The 16,528-nt window shown below is 58.1% G+C and carries 19 protein-coding genes; 17 read left to right on the forward strand and 2 right to left on the reverse strand.

Going from position 1 to position 16,528, the window contains the following annotated elements:
• Positions 1-131: 131 nt before the first annotated feature.
• The gene (locus ABLV66_RS22070) at positions 132-296 is read right to left on the reverse strand and encodes a DUF1127 domain-containing protein (RefSeq protein WP_064571553.1); all 165 of its coding nucleotides are present in this window, start codon (positions 294-296) and stop codon (positions 132-134) included.
• A 177-nt stretch (positions 297-473) separates the two neighbouring features.
• On the opposite strand from ABLV66_RS22070, the gene ABLV66_RS22075 reads away from it, so the two are divergent.
• Positions 474-1,886, forward strand: a complete 1,413-nt coding sequence (locus ABLV66_RS22075) for an aminotransferase-like domain-containing protein (RefSeq protein ID WP_045395466.1) — start codon at positions 474-476, stop codon at positions 1,884-1,886.
• 100 nt (positions 1,887-1,986) lie between these two features.
• On the opposite strand, the gene fosA is transcribed toward ABLV66_RS22075, so the two are convergent.
• On the reverse strand, positions 1,987-2,406 hold the full coding sequence (gene fosA / locus ABLV66_RS22080) for a FosA5 family fosfomycin resistance glutathione transferase (RefSeq protein ID WP_047078040.1): 420 nt from the start codon (positions 2,404-2,406) through the stop codon (positions 1,987-1,989).
• A 179-nt stretch (positions 2,407-2,585) separates the two neighbouring features.
• Between fosA and dagR the strand changes: the two genes are divergently transcribed.
• The 16 genes from dagR to ABLV66_RS22160 all read left to right on the forward strand — a co-directional run bounded on the left by dagR (position 2,586) and on the right by ABLV66_RS22160 (position 16,454).
• Positions 2,586-5,387, forward strand: coding sequence for a transcriptional regulator DagR (gene dagR / locus ABLV66_RS22085; RefSeq protein WP_348877010.1), 2,802 nt, complete (start codon positions 2,586-2,588; stop codon positions 5,385-5,387).
• A gap of 119 nt (positions 5,388-5,506) precedes the next feature.
• Positions 5,507-5,935, forward strand: coding sequence for a PTS sugar transporter subunit IIA (locus ABLV66_RS22090; RefSeq protein WP_015368461.1), 429 nt, complete (start codon positions 5,507-5,509; stop codon positions 5,933-5,935).
• A gap of 10 nt (positions 5,936-5,945) precedes the next feature.
• A complete protein-coding gene (locus tag ABLV66_RS22095) occupies positions 5,946-6,431 on the forward strand; it encodes a PTS sugar transporter subunit IIB (RefSeq protein ID WP_320482968.1) in 486 nt (161 codons plus the stop codon).
• 25 nt (positions 6,432-6,456) lie between these two features.
• Positions 6,457-7,206 (forward strand): PTS mannose/fructose/sorbose/N-acetylgalactosamine transporter subunit IIC, encoded by a 750-nt coding sequence (locus ABLV66_RS22100; RefSeq protein WP_015368463.1) that lies wholly within the window; start codon positions 6,457-6,459, stop codon positions 7,204-7,206.
• Complete coding sequence (locus ABLV66_RS22105; protein ID WP_162182316.1) at positions 7,203-8,063, forward strand: PTS system mannose/fructose/sorbose family transporter subunit IID; 861 nt, start codon at positions 7,203-7,205, stop codon at positions 8,061-8,063. Before ABLV66_RS22100 ends, ABLV66_RS22105 begins: the two co-directional genes overlap by 4 nt.
• 3 nt (positions 8,064-8,066) lie before the next feature.
• Positions 8,067-9,176, forward strand: a complete 1,110-nt coding sequence (dgaE, locus tag ABLV66_RS22110; protein WP_348877009.1) for a D-glucosaminate-6-phosphate ammonia lyase — start codon at positions 8,067-8,069, stop codon at positions 9,174-9,176.
• Positions 9,163-9,909 (forward strand): 2-dehydro-3-deoxy-phosphogluconate aldolase, encoded by a 747-nt coding sequence (dagF, locus tag ABLV66_RS22115; RefSeq protein WP_047043821.1) that lies wholly within the window; start codon positions 9,163-9,165, stop codon positions 9,907-9,909. The genes dgaE and dagF overlap by 14 nt, the downstream gene beginning before the upstream one ends.
• A gap of 166 nt (positions 9,910-10,075) precedes the next feature.
• On the forward strand, positions 10,076-10,660 hold the full coding sequence (locus ABLV66_RS22120) for a TetR/AcrR family transcriptional regulator (protein WP_015704263.1): 585 nt from the start codon (positions 10,076-10,078) through the stop codon (positions 10,658-10,660).
• A gap of 21 nt (positions 10,661-10,681) precedes the next feature.
• Positions 10,682-11,485: a winged helix-turn-helix domain-containing protein gene (locus ABLV66_RS22125; RefSeq protein ID WP_032715935.1), complete on the forward strand. Its 804-nt coding sequence runs from the start codon at positions 10,682-10,684 to the stop codon at positions 11,483-11,485.
• Positions 11,482-12,000 (forward strand): FidL-like protein, encoded by a 519-nt coding sequence (locus tag ABLV66_RS22130; RefSeq protein ID WP_063416119.1) that lies wholly within the window; start codon positions 11,482-11,484, stop codon positions 11,998-12,000. Before ABLV66_RS22125 ends, ABLV66_RS22130 begins: the two co-directional genes overlap by 4 nt.
• Positions 12,001-12,446: 446 nt before the next feature.
• Positions 12,447-12,725, forward strand: coding sequence for a BMC domain-containing protein (locus ABLV66_RS22135; protein WP_012542984.1), 279 nt, complete (start codon positions 12,447-12,449; stop codon positions 12,723-12,725).
• Positions 12,726-12,742: 17 nt separating this feature from the next.
• Complete coding sequence (locus tag ABLV66_RS22140; protein WP_002442227.1) at positions 12,743-13,027, forward strand: BMC domain-containing protein; 285 nt, start codon at positions 12,743-12,745, stop codon at positions 13,025-13,027.
• A 12-nt stretch (positions 13,028-13,039) separates the two neighbouring features.
• Positions 13,040-13,318 (forward strand): BMC domain-containing protein, encoded by a 279-nt coding sequence (locus tag ABLV66_RS22145; protein ID WP_004146125.1) that lies wholly within the window; start codon positions 13,040-13,042, stop codon positions 13,316-13,318.
• 53 nt (positions 13,319-13,371) lie between these two features.
• A complete protein-coding gene (locus ABLV66_RS22150) occupies positions 13,372-14,973 on the forward strand; it encodes an acetaldehyde dehydrogenase (acetylating) (RefSeq protein ID WP_047043819.1) in 1,602 nt (533 codons plus the stop codon).
• Between the two features lie 24 nt (positions 14,974-14,997).
• Positions 14,998-15,255 carry a EutN/CcmL family microcompartment protein gene (locus ABLV66_RS22155; protein WP_015368471.1) on the forward strand — a complete coding sequence of 86 codons (258 nt, stop codon included), beginning with the start codon at positions 14,998-15,000 and terminating at the stop codon, positions 15,253-15,255.
• A gap of 17 nt (positions 15,256-15,272) precedes the next feature.
• Positions 15,273-16,454, forward strand: a complete 1,182-nt coding sequence (locus ABLV66_RS22160) for a 1-propanol dehydrogenase PduQ (RefSeq protein WP_047065163.1) — start codon at positions 15,273-15,275, stop codon at positions 16,452-16,454.
• Positions 16,455-16,528 lie beyond the last annotated feature (74 nt).

A 16,528-nucleotide genomic window follows, 5' to 3' on the forward strand; every position in this document is an offset into this window, starting at 1 on the left:
GCTGTGGGGAAAATAATACTTATCATGGTAAGTATCAAGAAACGATGGGAGTAGAAGCATCAATTGATAAATTTTGTGAATGTAATTCCCCGGTAGCGCTGACGCTTACCGGGGCTACAAAAAAGCACTTTTTAATTGATCTGATCCCGGCGCAACCCGACATCTTTCAGCTGTTCGTCGCTCATTCGCTGCAATACTTTGCGCGTTTGCCCACGAAGCCACCATTTTCTAATTGCTCGCGCCAGAAATACCCAGCCGATAAACGGCTGTTTTGCCCGATTCTCGTGAAATTCCATCCTCTACCTCCTCGCCTTGCCAGAGGCTTTATCTTCACGGATCCGGGCCTGAACAATACAGATTCACAAAACACTTTTCTTTAACATACAGATTGGCTAAAACGTACACCATGCCCCATTTTTGACCGCCATCTGTACTGGTTTATCTATCTGTATGGCAATTACTAAGGATACAGCATGACCCGTTATCAACATCTGGCCAGTCTGCTGGCAGAACGTATCGAACAAGGGCTGTATCGCCAGGGCGAAAAGTTGCCGTCGGTGCGCAGCCTGAGCCAGGAGCATGGCGTCAGCATCAGTACCGTTCAGCAGGCCTACCAGACGCTGGAACAGCAACAGCTGATCGTGCCGCAGCCGCGCTCCGGCTATTTCGTCGCCCCGCGTAAAGCTCAGGCGCCGGTACCGACGATGTCGCGCCCGGTGCAGCGCCCGGTGGAGATCACCCAGTGGGACCAGGTGTTGACCATGCTCGATGCGCGCAATGATAAATCGATCATTACCTTCGGCGGCGGTTCGCCGGACGTCACCCAGCCGAGCCTTAAGCCTATCTGGCGCGAACTGAGCCGGGCAATTCAGCATAACCTCAGCGAAGTGCTCAACTACGACGAGCTGGCCGGGCGTCGCGAACTGCGCGAACAGATCGCCCGCCTGATGCTCGACGGCGGATCGGTCGTCACCGCCGACGATCTGCTGATCACCAGCGGCTGCCACAGCGCATTATCGCTGGCGTTGCTGTCGGTGTGCCACCCCGGCGATATCGTCGCTGTCGAATCCCCCTGCTACTACGGCACCATGCAGATACTTCGCGGCCTGGGGCTGAAAGCCATTGAGATCCCAACCGATCCGGAATCCGGGATCAGCATCGAGGCCTTAGAGCTGGCGTTGGATCAGTGGCCAATCAAAGGGGTGATCCTGGTGCCTAACTGCAACAATCCGCTGGGATACATCATGCCTGACGCGCGCAAACGCGCGGTGCTGTCCCTTGCCCAGCGCCACGATATCGTGATTTTCGAAGATGATATTTACGGCGAGCTGGCGACGGAATACCCGCGCCCGCGTACGATTCATTCATGGGATATCGACGGTCGGGTGATACTTTGCAGCTCGTTTACCAAGACCATCGCCCCCGGCCTGCGCATCGGCTGGATTGCCCCCGGGCGCTACTACGATCGTCTGCTGCAGATGAAGTACGCCGCCAGCGGCACTAACGTCCCTTCAACCCAACTGGCGGCCTGTAACTTTATTCGCGAAGGCCATTACCACCGCCACGTGCGGCGGATGCGGCAGATCTATCAGCGTAATATGGAGATCTACACCTGCTGGCTGCGGGAGTTTTTCCCCTGCGGCATCTGCGTCACCCGGCCAAAAGGCGGCTTTATGCTGTGGGTCGAGCTACCGGAGCAGGTGGATATGGTCTGCGTCGCCAAGCAGCTGTGTCGGCTGAAGATCCAGGTCGCGCCGGGCTCGCTGTTTTCGGCATCGGGGAAATATCGTAACTGCTTAAGGATCAACTGCGCCCTGCCGCCGATCGAGAAGCATAAAGAGGTGATGGTCAAGCTGGGGGAAGCGGTGAAGGTGGCGATGGAGTGAGGCTTTGTCTGTTATCCCCGGTAGCGCTGACGCTTACCGGGGCTACAGGGCCGGTAGCCCGGAAAAGGCGCGGCAAGCGCCGCCTCCGGGAGACTCTCCATCACTCGTCAAAAAACACCATCCCCTTATACGGCTGCTCGCGACAGGCGGCCAGGCGCTGGGCGAGGCTGCCGACGTGCAATTCCAGCTTATGGCCGTCGGGGTCGAGGAAATAGTGCGATTCGCCTTCGCTACGGTTTAGCTTCCATACCGCTACGCCAGCGACCTCAAGACGGGCGGCAAAGCTGGCAAAATCCGCCTCGCTGATGCTAAAGGCATAATGGGTGTAGTCGCTCTCCTCCGGCGGAGTGACGCGCCGCTGCGGATCCAGCGACAGGCACAGCCACAGATCGCCGCAGGAAAGATACGCGCCGCTATCCCAGCGCGCGTGCAGCGTCATGCCAAGTAGCTGATGATAAAACGCCACGCTCGGCGCCAGCTGGCTGACCGCCAGGGTCAGGTGATTTAATCCGCTCAACATATCTGTTCCTCCGGTGAGATGCGCTAACCATATCCAATCCCACCCTAAACCACCATTGTGGCAGTGAAAGGACACTCTGTAGATATCGTTATGGCCGCCAACTTCGCCCCCGGTCTCTTTCTGACGCCGCGTAATAGTGTATGTTCTCAACTATCGACATTGAACAACCCGGTAACGAGATGAGACGTATTGAGATAGTACTGCGGGAGCTGGAGAGGCTGAGCCAGGCCGTCACGCTGGACGATTTAGCCAGGGGCTCAAACGCCTTCACTGCAGAGCAAATCGGCTTTAACCTCGGGCTGGCGCGCAACTCGGTGAGTAAAGATCTCAATCAGCTGTGGAGTGACGGGCTGGTGATTAAAACGCGCGGCCGCCCGGTGTTCTTTTTACATCGCAGGACGACGGAAACGCTGCTCGACCGTACGCTGACGGAAAGCGAACGCGAGCCGGCGACTCTCGCCGATCTCCTGCCGCAGCCGCAAGATAACAATGAGGCTGTCGACCCGTTCGCCATGCTGATCGGCCACGATCGCAGCCTGCACGATGCCGTGGAAAAAGGGAAAGCCGCGGTATTGTATCCCCACGGGCTGCACGTCCTGCTGACCGGCCCTTCCGGGGTCGGCAAAACCTTTTTTGCCGAACTGATGCACCGCTACGCCTGCGAGCATGGCGGCGAAAAACGGCCGCCGCTGGTCTACTTCAACTGCGCTGAATACGCCAACAACCCGGAGCTGCTGTCATCGCATCTCTTTGGCCACCGTCAGGGCGCCTTTACCGGGGCGACGGAAAACAAAAGCGGGCTAATCGAACAGGCCGACGGCGGCTATCTGCTGCTGGATGAAGTACATCGCCTGCCCTATGAAGGGCAGGAAAAGCTCTTTTCGCTGCTGGATAAAGGCGAATATCGCCCGCTCGGCGCCAGTGGTCCGGCGCGCAATATCGCCGTACGTCTGATCTGCGCCACCACCGAGCCCGTCAGCTCATCGCTATTACGTACCTTTCAGCGGCGTATCCAGGTCGCCATCGATCTACCCGGCATCCGCCAGCGTACGGTAGAAGAGCAAATCGAACTGATCATCGGCTTTTTACAGCGTGAAAGTCGCAAGATCGAACGCACGGTAAGCGTAGATAAACCTTTGCTGCTGTGGCTGCTGAACAAGCCGCTGGAAGGCAACATCGGTCAGCTCAAAAGCGATATCCAGTTTTTATGCGCCCAGGCATGGGCGTCGGGAATGGCGGCCAATAACGAAGTTTTGCTGCTGGACAGCAAACTGGCGGACGGCCCGATCAATGCCACGCCGGAGCAACGACAGCTGGTCGATGCGCTGTTTAACGGCCGTCCCCTGCTGAACATCGATGCCCGAACTCTTCCGCAGCTGAAAAGTTCGGCGGCCGATGACAGCGTCGAGGAGAGCGATCTGTTCTACAGCTTCCTGACCCGCGAATACGTTAACCTGCGCAATAGCAACGTGCCGCCCGCCGAGACGCTGGCGATCCTTAAAAATAAGCTCAGCTCGATTTTTGAATATGGCCTCTACAGCCGCGATAACGCCAGCCACGCGCCACGCTATGGCGATCGGATTGAGGAGCGCGTGACCCTGCTTATCGGCTACGTTGAGCAGGTACTCGGCTTCGCCCTGCCGGAAAACCTGGTCAACCCGCTGCGTAAACACTTTCTCGCTCTCATCAGCTACGTACAACGCGGCCTGATCCCGCAGTTATACTCTTCGAGCCTAATCCTCGATCGCTGCAAAGATGAATACGATAACGCCACTCTGTTGTGCAAGAAGATCAACGATCTGCTGCATATCCAGTGTCCGGCCACCGAGGTGGTCTGGCTGTGCCTGTTCCTCAAAGAGTGCCGCCATTACCGCCAGCGCATCAGCGCCAGCCCGGACTGCGGAGCGATCCTCATTGCCCATGGCGCCACCACGGCCACCAGCATGGCGCAATACGTCAATCGGGTGCTGGAGCGCGAATTGTTCAACGCTATCGACATGCCGTTCGAACAATCGGTGCACGATACGCTGGAAAAGCTGATCCAGTTGATCCACAGCAAAGGCTGGCAGCGGCTGATCCTGATGGTCGACATCGGATCGCTGGTCCATTTCGGCAGCACCATCAGCAAACTGTTCCAGATCGATGTCCTGCTGATGCCGAATATCACCCTGACCAGCCTACTGGAGATCGGTCTCGATCTCAGCTACGAAACCGGCGACCTGCCGCGGTTGGTCAATCTGATGCAGGAAAAAGGCATCGCTAGCCAGCTGTGCACGCCGCAGCAGGAGAACGCCGGCAAGGTTCTGGTTATCTCCTGCATTACCGGCATGGGCACGGCGGAAAAAATCAAAAAGGTGCTGGAGGAGAGCTTTGGCGAGCTGATGTCGCAGGATACCCGGATGGTGATCCTCGATTACAACGAAGTTCGCAGCCCGGAGCGCCTACAGCAGGCAATCAGGGCGCATGAACGGCTGGCGGGTATTGTCGGGACATTCCAGCCGGGGCTGCCCGATATCCCGTTTATCTCGCTGGAGGAGCTGTTTTCCGAGCAGGGGCCGGAGCTGGTGCTCAGCCTGCTGACCCCGGATTTATCCAGCAGCGAGCGCCGTCTGGAGATGGAGCGCAGCGCTTCACGGTTTATCAGCGCCCTGACCATGGAAAGCATTATCAACCATATTTCGGTGCTCAATCCGCAGCGCATATTAAAAGAAATGGAAGGGATCCTGAACCAGCTCAGGAACACGCTGGCCATCGCGCCTAACCGCCAGGTGACACTACGCTTTCTGATCCACTGCTGCTGTATGGTCGAGCGTATCGTGATTAACCGGAAACCGTTACAGATGGCGCTGGAAACGCGGCCGGATATGGACGCTCAGGCATTTAGTGTCATTAAATCGGCTTTCCATCCGGTTGAGGAGGCCTACGCCATCCGTTTATCCGATGCCGAGTACATTTATATCTACGAATTATTATTTAGTTAACGCCTGTTCTGGCGCGGCTTTGCGGCCCGCCAGCCTTTTCCTCTTCGGTAGATGACACAAATTGTGGCACGCGCTTTGCTCTTATCAGTGCGTCAACGATTCGGCGCCAGGAGGCCACTTTGTCATCCACTGAACCTACCACCCAGTTACCCCAGATTCTGCTGCTGACGCACGGCGGCTGGGGCACGCAACTTTGCGACAGTCTGCGCATGGTGACCGGCGAAATCGCCGGCGTCAGCGAAATCGCGCTTATGCCGGTCGATACCCTCGGCGAGTTTTATCAGCGCGTCGAAGCGGCCGTGCAGGCGATGCCGGCAGGCTCGCTGATTTTGACCGATTTTCTCGGCGGCACTACCTCCAACGTCGCCGCGCGCTTGAGCGCGGATTACCCCATCGCCGTCGTCTGCGGGCTCAACGCCTCGCTGCTGCTGGAGGCGTTGGATCTGCGCGAGCAGGGCCCGCTCACCGGCTGCGTTAATGCGCTGGTCGAAGCAGGACGCAGCAGCTGCCGCGACGTTGTCGCCCACGTGAACCAGTTAACCTCTTAAGGAGCCCATCATGGCAAAAATCGTTTTATGTCGTATCGATAGCCGTCTGATCCACGGTCAGGTCGTCACCAAATGGGTCGGCCAGTCGCAGGCCAATCGTATCGCCGTGGTCAGCGACGAGCTGGATGCCGATCCGTTTATGAAAAATATCTATTTAATGGCCGCGCCGCCGAACATCAAAGTCGACTGTTACAGCAACGCCAGCTTTGCCGCCGCCTGGAAAGAGAATCAGCTCGGCGATGGCAATGTGCTGGTGCTATTCCCGTCGCTATCAGCCGTTCAGGAAGCCGTCCAGTTGGGCTTTGACGTGCAGACGATTCAGGTTGGCGGGCTGGGCGGCGGGCCGAACCGCAAGGCCGTGTTCCAGAACATCACCCTTGATGAAAAAGATGTCGGCATCCTCGGCGCTCTGAAGGATAGCGGCATTCAGGTGTTCTTTCAGACCATCCCGGAAGATAAACCACAGTCACTGGACGACATCCTGAAAAAATTCTAACCAGTTGATAAAAAGGTAAAAAACTATGGATACCTTACTTTTTGCGAGCCTGATGGGGTTGTATTACTGGTTCGCCCGATTACGTTTAGGCTATACCTTCTCCGCCATGTTGCTGCAACCCGTGGTGATCGCAGTATTCGTCGGCCTGCTGCTGGGCGATATGAAAACCGCGATGATCATCGGCGCGGGTATGCAGCTGGTCTATCTTGGAGTGACCTCCACGCCGGGCGGCAACGTGCCGTCGGACCCGGCGCTGGCCGCCTGTATCGCCATTCCGATCGCCGTGAAGGCCGGGATGGAGCCCAACCTGGCGATCGCGCTGGCGATCCCGTTTGGCGTCATCGGGGTATTCCTCGATCAGCTGCGCCGCACGCTCAACGCCGCGTGGGTGCACATGGCCGACAAACACGCCGAAAGCGCCAACATGGCGGGCATCATGCGCTGCGCCTTTATCTATCCGGCGCTGCTGGGGCTGGTGCTGCGCTTCCCGGTGGTCTTCGCCGCCAACTACTTTGGCCAAAGCGTAGTGGAAAAATTCCTCAAACTGATGCCGCACTGGCTGACCCACTCTTTTGAAATTATGGGCGGTATCCTGCCGGCGCTGGGCTTTGCCATCACCATCATGGTGATCGGCAAAAAGAGCCTGCTGCCGTGGTTTATCGGCGGATTTTTCGCGGTGCTCTACCTGAAGGTGGACATCATGGCGATGGCGATTTTCGGTACCTGCGTCGCCTTCCTGATTAAAGGCCTGGCCAAAAATGAAGGAGCTGCATGATGAGTAGCGATGTAATGGAACATGAACTGGTTGAACGCGCCCGCGAAACCCAGGCGCTGAGCAAAGCCGATATCACCAAAGCCTGGCTGATTTACTGGCTGGGGGCGGAGGTATCCAGCTCCTACGAACGTCTGCAGAGCCTGATTTTCTGCGCCTCAATGACGCCCATTATCAAAAAGCTGTACCCGGAAAAAGAGGAGCAGACCGAGGCGCTCAAACGCCACCTGAACTTCTTTAACTCGGAGCAAACTTTCGGCTCGGTTATCCAGGGTATCTCCATCGCCATGGAAGAGCAGAAAACCCGCGGCGAGCCGATCAGCGACGCTTCAATCACCGGGATAAAAACCGGCCTGATGGGCCCGCTGGCCGGGATGGGCGACTCGATTATCTGGGCCGCGGTGATGCCGTTGCTGATTGCGATTTTCATCCCCTTCGCCGCCAGCGGCAGCGCGTTCGGCGGGATCGCCCCGCTGATCCTCTACCCGGCGATCACCATGGCGATAAGCTACGGACTGGTGCATAAAGGCTACACCCTCGGCCGTGACTCCATTATTGGCCTGCTGCAAGGGGGGCGAATTAAAGAATTGATTTACGGCGCCAACGTACTGGGTCTCATCATGATGGGCGCGCTGTCGGCAAGCTATGTCAAAATCACTACCCCGCTGAAAATCAGCGCGCTTAAAGGCTCGGAAGTGGTGGTCCAGCAGATCCTCGACTCGATAGCCCCCGGTCTGCTGCCGCTGGCGGCGGTGTTCGCTATCTATTTCTACTTACTGAAAAAAGGGCCGCGCTACACCACCATTTTACTGTCGATAGTCGCTATCAGCATCGTCTGCTCGCTGTTGGGAGTGCTGTAAATCATGAACGGCAATATCTACCAGCAACTGGGCTTAAAACGGGTGATTAACGCCTGCGGCAAAATGACCATCCTCGGCGTGTCCGCCGTCGACCCGCAAGTGATGCAGGCCACCGCGCAGGCGGCGGGAGCCTTCGTCGAAATCGATAAATTAACCGACCGCGCGGGCGAACTGGTTTCCGCCCACACCGGCGCGGAAGACAGCTATATCACCTCCTGCGCCTCCGCCGGTATCGCCATCGCCGTCGCGGCGGCGATCACCCGCGGCGAGCCGGAAAAGGTGGCGCAGATGCCGGACAGCAGCCAGTGGCCGAACGAGATAGTGATACTGCGCGGGCATAATGTCGATTACGGCGCACCAATCACCAGCGCTATCCGCCTCGGCGGCGGGCGCATTGTCGAAGTCGGCTCCAGCAATCTGGCGGCACGCTGGCAGCTGGAGAGCGCGGTGAACGCACGCACGGCGGCGCTACTGTATGTGAAATCCCACCATTGCGTGCAAAAAGGGATGCTCGGTATTGACGATTTCGTGCAGGTCGCCCGCCAGCATAATCTGCCGCTGATCGTCGATGCCGCCGCCGAAGAAGACTTGCGCAAGTGGGTCGCCAGCGGCGCGGAGATGGTTATCTACAGCGGGGCGAAAGCCTTTAACGCCCCAACCTCAGGCTTTATTAGCGGCAAGCGCAACTGGATCGCCGCTTGTAAAGCCCAACACCACGGCATCGCGCGGGCGATGAAAATCGGCAAAGAGAATATGGTCGGTCTCGTTTACGCGCTGGACCGTTACCGGACGGCGGCACCGGCGCCCGACGCCGCCGCGCTGCGTCCATTCGCCGAGGCGATCTCCGCGCTACCCGGCCTGCGCGCCGATATCGAGCAGGATGAGGCCGGGCGCGCCATCTGGCGCATTCGGGTCAGCGTCGACGCCAATGAACTGGGACTCAGCGCCCATGAGGTTGAAGCCCAGCTACGCGGCGGCGATATCGCTATTTACGCCCGCCGCTACTATCTGCATGAGGGTCATTTTAGCCTTGACCCTCGCACCGTCGGCGAAGGAGAAATGTCGCTCATCGTCGCGCGCTTACAGGAGATTACGCAGCATGCAGCGGATTAACTTTTATCGCCAGCGGGTGGCGATTAACGTGCTGGCGAAGGACATCGCCAACGCCCGGGAAATCTATGACGCCGCTGAAGGGCACGCGGTGATTGGCGTACTCTCGGCGCAATTTACCAGCGTCGAACAAGGCGTTGCAGAAGTGCGCCGCTGGATGGCGGAAGTGCCTTCTATTTCCGTCGGTCTCGGCGCCGGCGATCCGGCGCAGTTTTACAAAGCGGCAATGATCGCCGCGCAGGTCCACCCCGCTCACGTCAACCAGACCTTCACCGGCAGCGGTTTTGCCGCCGGGGCGCTGGCGGCGACCGGCGGCCAGCAGACCTTTATTAATGCGCTGGTCAGCCCCAGCGGCACGCCCGGTGAAGTACGCATCTCCACCGGCGTGCGCAGCGCCCAGGGCATTCCGGCCCAGGTATCCTGCGATGCGGCGGTCAGAATGATGCAGGATATGGGCGCGCACGCGGCTAAATTTTTCCCGATGGGCGGCGAAAAGTCGCTGGCGGAGCTGAAAGCGCTCGCCCAAAGCGCGGTAGAAAACGGTATGACGCTGATTGAGCCCACCGGGGGCATCGATCTCGATAACTTTGCGCTGATTCTACAAACCTGCCTGCAGGCCGGCGTCGCGCAGGTCATGCCGCATATTTATAGTTCCATTATCGATCCGCAAAGCGGCAATACCCGCCCGCAAGATGTCCATGCTCTGATGAACATCGTCAAGGAACTGGTCGATTAATCCCCCCGCGCGTGCGGTGTAGGCCACTATTACCGCACGCGCTAACTTCCTGATCTGCTGAAGGTCACTGTCAATCTGTGAGCCTCCACGCAATAACGACATCCCGCCGTCCGAAGCGCCCTCTCATATTGATAGCGATCAAGAATAATCATACCGTCTGGTCGGTATGATTCGGGCCATGAACATGGAAGCCCAGCATCGTAAAAAAGACCCCGTCCGTCTGCATCGTCAACTGCTTGAATCCGCAGCGATGATCGCCGGTCGGGATGGTATTGCCGCCCTGTCGCTAAACGCCGTCGCCCGCGAAGCTGGTGTCAGCAAAGGCGGGCTCATGCACCATTTTCCCAATAAACAGGCGCTGATTTTCGCCCTGTTCGCCCGGCTGTTGGCGATTATGGAAAAGGCGATTAGCGAGCTGATGGCCGCCGATAACATCGCTTATGGACGCTTTACCCGCGCCTATTTGCGCTATCTGTCCAACCCGGAGCTGACGGATACCCACGAGAGCCGCCAGCTGATGGTGCTGTCGTTGGCGATGCCGGACGAACCGGTGCTGCGAAAATGCTGGCGCGACTGGATGCTGGATCATCTGGCGCAGGGCGATGCGCTCGACAACGGCCCGACCGGCACGCTGGTGCGCTACGCCGCCGACGGCATCTGGTTATCGGAACTGACCGAAGGGCGCACCATGAGCAGCGAACACCGCCAGGCGTTGGTAAACGATCTGACAAAAATGACGCTTCCCGCGTGAAGCGAGTAGAGTGAGGCCGCGATGCGCTACAACATCAATGCCCGTCTCATTTATGACGCAACGGACGGCACCCTAACATTACCGGGCGGCAATGAGCCGGATAGTCAGCTATCCATTACCGCCAACGCGCTGCTCTATTTCTTTCTTCGCCATACCGGCGTTGTCAGTCGCGATGAAGTGTTGAAAAAGGTCTGGGACGATAACGGCTTAACCTCATCCAACAGCAATCTCAATCAATACCTGAGCATGCTGCGCAAAACCTTCCGCCACTACGATATCGATAACATTATTGTCACCGTGTCGCGCGGCATGCTGCAGCTGAATCAGGATCTCAGCATCGAACTGCTCGACGCCGAGCCGACGCCCGCCGATGCAGTTCTCACATGCGATACGCCTGATGAAGCCGCCCCCGCTGCGGCGCCAACGTCGCCCACCGCTTCTCTACATGCGCGCGGTATGTGCTGGTATCTGGCCGGCGGCTGTCTGTTGCTCATCGCCCTGCTGCTGGTGGCATTTAGTCTCGCCGGCACCCACGTCGCCCGGCCAATCAATCTGACGCTGATGAGCCACAGCCAGTGCGAACTGCTGGCCAGCGATGAAATGCTGCGTTCGGTCTCGGCCACGGCCTATGGTAAGAATTTTGATGAGGTGCGTCAGCGGCTGAAGCTTAGCTGCAAGCCGGGGGAGCGTTTCGTTTTCTTCTACGGCGACCGGCTGGAGACTAACGGCCTGGGCCGGGTATTTCTCGCCCACTGCGCGATGCACGAAGACAACCCATTTAGCTATTGCGATAACTACTTTTACTACTCCTGGAAGCCGCAATGAGACTCGCGCCCCGCACCTTTTTCGCCCTCTCCGCCCTCGCATTTATCGCCGCCGCCGGGTTTAGCGCCTGGCGCCTGCTGCCGGATGCCAACGACGGCGTGATGAGCTGTTCCACCAAAGCGATCATGCGTTTTGAAAACATGGATAAAGAGAATGTGAACGGCAATATCCATTTTAATTTTGCCGCCAACGGTAACGGTTCGATGGTGGTGGAAGGCTATACCGATTCCGCCGCCGGCTGGCTCTATCTGCAGCGCTACGTCAAATTCAGCTACACCAGCCAACGTATCTCGGCAACCGAACGCCACTACCGCATTAAAAAATGGGAATCCAGCGCCTCATCCATCGACGAATCGCCGAATGTCATCTTCGACTACTTCATGCGCGAGATGTCCGACAGCCACGATGGCCTGTTCCTCAACGCGCAGAAGCTTAACGACAAAGCTATCCTGCTGAGCTCTATCAACTCACCGCTCTACATCTGCACGCTGAAGTCCGGCAGCACGCTTAACTAACCCGTCCCCTATGTATCGCCGCGAGGAAAATGCGCCCTCGCTCACGCTCCGTTATTGCCCCCTCTTTCCACGATGCTAAAAGCGCACGTTTTGCATTTAGCTTCGACGCCAAAACTTGCGCATACCCACAATTATCACGCGGCTATATTACCGCCTGCTGGCAAGTAATTAGCATCTTATTAACATTCACCTCTCGCCGATAAATAGTCTAAAAAAGCGCCATATCATCATAAAAATCAACACGCATAAAACAGAACGAAAAGATAAATGGAAGGCTAAATAAGGCTAAATCACAGAGTAAAAACCTAAAATATTCATCTCCACGGATTTAAATTTCACTTCTTTCCCCATTCCCTATAGTGAACCCCGAACGCCGCTTCCGCGTGTTGATGCCGTTACGCGGACGGTTTTCCCGAATAACAAAACCTGTTCTGGAGGAAATCACGATGGGTGATGCATTGGGGCTTATCGAAACCAAAGGTCTGGTGGCCTGTATTGAAGCAGCGGACGCGATGTGTAAAGCCGCCAACGTCGAACTGATCGGCTATGAAAACGTCGGCTCTGGCCTTGTCACCGTGATGGTGAAAGGCGACGTCGGCGCGGTGAAAGCGGCGGTGGATTCCGGTGTGGAATCCGCGCAGCGCATCGGCGAAGTGGTGACCTCGCTGGTCATCGCCCGTCCGCATAACGACATCAACAAAATCGTCATTAAACACAAGGCCTGAAGGCCAGGAGAACGCAAATGGGTGATGCATTAGGTCTGATTGAAACCAAAGGTCTGGTGGCCTGCATTGAAGCGGCGGATGCGATGTGTAAAGCCGCCAACGTCGAACTTATCGGCTATGAAAACGTCGGCTCTGGCCTTGTCACCGCGATGGTGAAAGGCGACGTCGGCGCGGTGAAAGCGGCGGTGGATTCCGGTGTGGAATCGGCGCAGCGCATCGGCGAAGTGGTGACCTCGCTGGTTATCGCCCGTCCGCATAACGACATCAACAAAATCGTCTCGCATTACAAGATTGCGGACTAACGGAGAATCCTGATGAAAGAAGCGCTTGGTCTTATCGAAACCAAAGGTCTGGTGGCCTGCATTGAAGCCGCGGACGCGATGTGTAAAGCCGCCAACGTCGAGCTTATCGGCTATGAAAACGTCGGTTCCGGCCTCGTCACCGCAATGGTGAAAGGCGACGTCGGCGCGGTCAACGCGGCGGTCGACTCCGGCGTGGAAGCGGCGAAACGCATCGGCGAAGTCGTCAGTTCTCGCGTCATTGCGCGTCCACATAACGACATCGAAAAAATCGCGGCGCAGCACAAAGCATGACCTGACAGGGCGCGCCCCGTCTCCACTCTTTTCGTCTGATGAAGGATAGACTCATGATTGAACTGGATAACGATTTGCAGTCCCGGCAGAACGCGCGGGAACTGGTGCGCAACGCCAAAAAGGCGCAGGCGATTCTGGCCACCTTTTCGCAACAGCAAATCGACGCCATCGTGAAAAACGTGGCCCAGGAAGCAGCGCACCACGCCGAAGCGCTGGCGAAAATGGCCGCGGAAGAGACCGGTTTTGGCAACTGGCAGGACAAAGTGCTGAAAAACCGTTTCGCCTCGCTGCGCGTCTACGACGCCATCAAAGATATGAAGACCGTTGGCATCATTCATGACGACCCGGTAAAAAAAGTGATGGACGTGGGCGTGCCGCTCGGCGTGATTTGCGCGCTGGTCCCCTCAACTAACCCAACTTCTACGGTTATCTACAAAGCGCTGATCGCCCTCAAGGCCGGCAACGCCATTATCTTCTCCCCGCATCCGGGCGCGCGTCAGTGCAGTTGGAAGGCGATTGAAATCGTCAAACGCGCGGCAGAAGCGGCCGGCGCCCCGGCAGGCAGCGTTGACGGCATCACCCAGTTAACGCTCGAAGCCACCTCCGAACTGATGCACAGCAAAGACGTGTCACTGATCCTCGCCACCGGCGGCGAAGGCATGGTGCGAGCGGCATACGCTTCCGGCACCCCGACCATCAGCGGAGGCCCGGGTAACGGCCCGGCGTTTATCGAACGCAGCGCCGATATCCACCACGCGGTGAAAGATATCGTCACCAGTAAAACCTTCGATAATGGCGTGATCTGCGCCTCCGAGCAGTCGATTATCGTCGAACGCTGCATTTACGACGAGGTTCACCGCGAGCTGGAAGCTCAGGGCGTCTACTTCATGAATGAAGATGAGGCGGCGAAAATGGCGGCGCTGCTGCTGCGCCCGAACGGCACCATCAACCCGAAAGTGGTCGGCAAAACCGCGCTATACCTCAGCCAGATGGCGGGATTCTGCGTACCGGCCAGCACTAAAGTGCTGATCGCCGAACAGACCACCGTATCGCCGAAAAATCCCTACTCGCGCGAAAAACTGTGCCCGGTACTCGGCCTGTACGTGGAAGAGGACTGGAAAGCCGCCTGCCACCGCGTGGTGGAGCTGCTGACCAACGAAGGACTCGGCCATACGCTGGTGATCCACACCCGTAATCAGGACGTCATCCGCCAGTTCTGCCTCGAAAAACCGGTCAACCGCATTCTGATTAACACCCCAGCGGCGCTCGGCGGTATCGGCGCGACCACCAACATATCTCCGGCGCTGACCCTCGGCTGCGGCGCGGTCGGCGGCGGCTCCAGCTCCGACAACGTCGGCCCGATGAACCTGCTCAATATCCGCAAAGTCGGCTATGGCGTGCGTTCGATTGACGAGCTTCGCGCGCCGGGCAGCCGCCCTGAGCCCCAGCCGACCATCGTTACTCCGGCGAGCGATCCGCAGCGCAGCATTCTTGATGACGTGCGTTTCAACGCTCCGGCCAATGCCGCGCCAGCGTGCTCCGCAGGCAACGATGACCGTTTCGCCAGCGCAGGCGCCGCCAGTATGGAAGGTGAAATCAACGAACAAAACGTGGAACGCGTTATTCGCCAGGTGCTGGAGCGCCTCGCTAAGTAACGCACTGATATAAGGCGATAAACGATGATTCTCGCAAAGGTAACCGGCCATGTCGTCGCCACGCAAAAATGCGATGAGCTACGCGGCAGCAACCTGCTGTTGATCACCCGCTTAGATGACAAACAGCAGCCGATGAAAGACCAGACCTGGGTCGCCGTCGATAACGTCGGCGCCGGCATGCACGACATCGTGCTGGCGGAAGAGTACTTCGCGCTCAATAAAGACCGCTACAAAGCGATGTCGGTGGTCGCCATTGTCGAGAACGTGTTTCGGGACGCCTAACAGGAGTGAATAGCCCAATGAGTGAATTTTTACTGAAACCGCGGATTTGCTTCGGTCAGGACGCCCTCTCGGTGTTGAACGAACTTTCCGCCCGCAGCGTGCTACTGGTGACCGATAAAGCGATGGTGAAGTTTGGCCTCGCCGAGCGCGTCACCGCCCTGTTGCGCCAGCGCGGGATCGCCTGGCAGATGTGGGACGACGTAGTGGCGGATCCGGATATCGCCACCGTGGTGCGCGGCATGAAGCTGATGGATAACCACTATCCGGATCTGGTTATCGCGCTCGGCGGCGGTTCGGTAATCGATGCCGCCAAAGCGGTTATTTTCTCCCTGGCGCAGACCCGTCCGCAGGGCAACCGTCCCCGCCCGTGCTTCGTCGCCATCCCCACCACCAGCGGCACCGGCTCGGAAGTCACCGCCTTTTCGGTGGTGAAAGCCAATGCGGAGAAGCTGGTGCTGGTGGATGCGTCGCTACTACCGGATATCGCCATTCTTGACCCGGCGCTGGTGGCTTCGGTGCCGCCGGCAATTACCGCCGACACCGGCATGGACGTACTGTGTCACGCTCTGGAAGCCTACGTCTCTCGCGCCGCCAGCGACTTTTCCGACGCGCTGGCGGAGAAAGTGGTGCAGCAGGTATTCCGCTATCTGCCGACCTGCTGGCGCAGCGGCGACAACCTGCAGGCGCGCGAAAAGATGCATAACGCCTCCTGCATGGCGGGGATGGCATTCACCAACGCGTCGCTTGGGATAACCCACAGCCTGGCACACGCCCTCGGCGGCGTCTTCCGCGTACCCCATGGCCGCGCCAACGCCCTGTTGATGGCGCAAGTCGTCGCCTGGAACGCCGATTTCAACGGCCAGTGCGACACCCTTGCGGCAACGAAATATGCCCGTCTGGCGCATCTGCTGGATCTGCCAGCCGCCTCGCCGCGTCAGGGCGTCGCCAGCCTGCTGGTCGCCATTCAGGCTTTAAAAGAAGAGATGAGCATGCCCTCCGGCATTAGCGACACCGGTATTGAGGCGGCTGAATTCGAACGCCGTTTGCCGGAGATGGTCGGCCAGGCGCTGCGCGACAGCTGTACCCCAACTAACCCACGCGCGCCGGACGCTAACGCGTTAACCGAGCTTTATCGCCGGGCCTGGTCCGGTTGCCTGGAATCGCCCGACGGCGCTCCGCTTGCACGGGCCTACGGGTAACAAATAACCGGGTGATCGCTGAGTTATTTGTAGGCCGGGTAAGGCGTCAGCCGCCACCCGGCAGGAATACGGAC

Source organism: Klebsiella sp. CN_Kp073 (assembly GCF_040065495.2).
Taxonomy (GTDB): domain Bacteria; phylum Pseudomonadota; class Gammaproteobacteria; order Enterobacterales; family Enterobacteriaceae; genus Klebsiella; species Klebsiella aerogenes.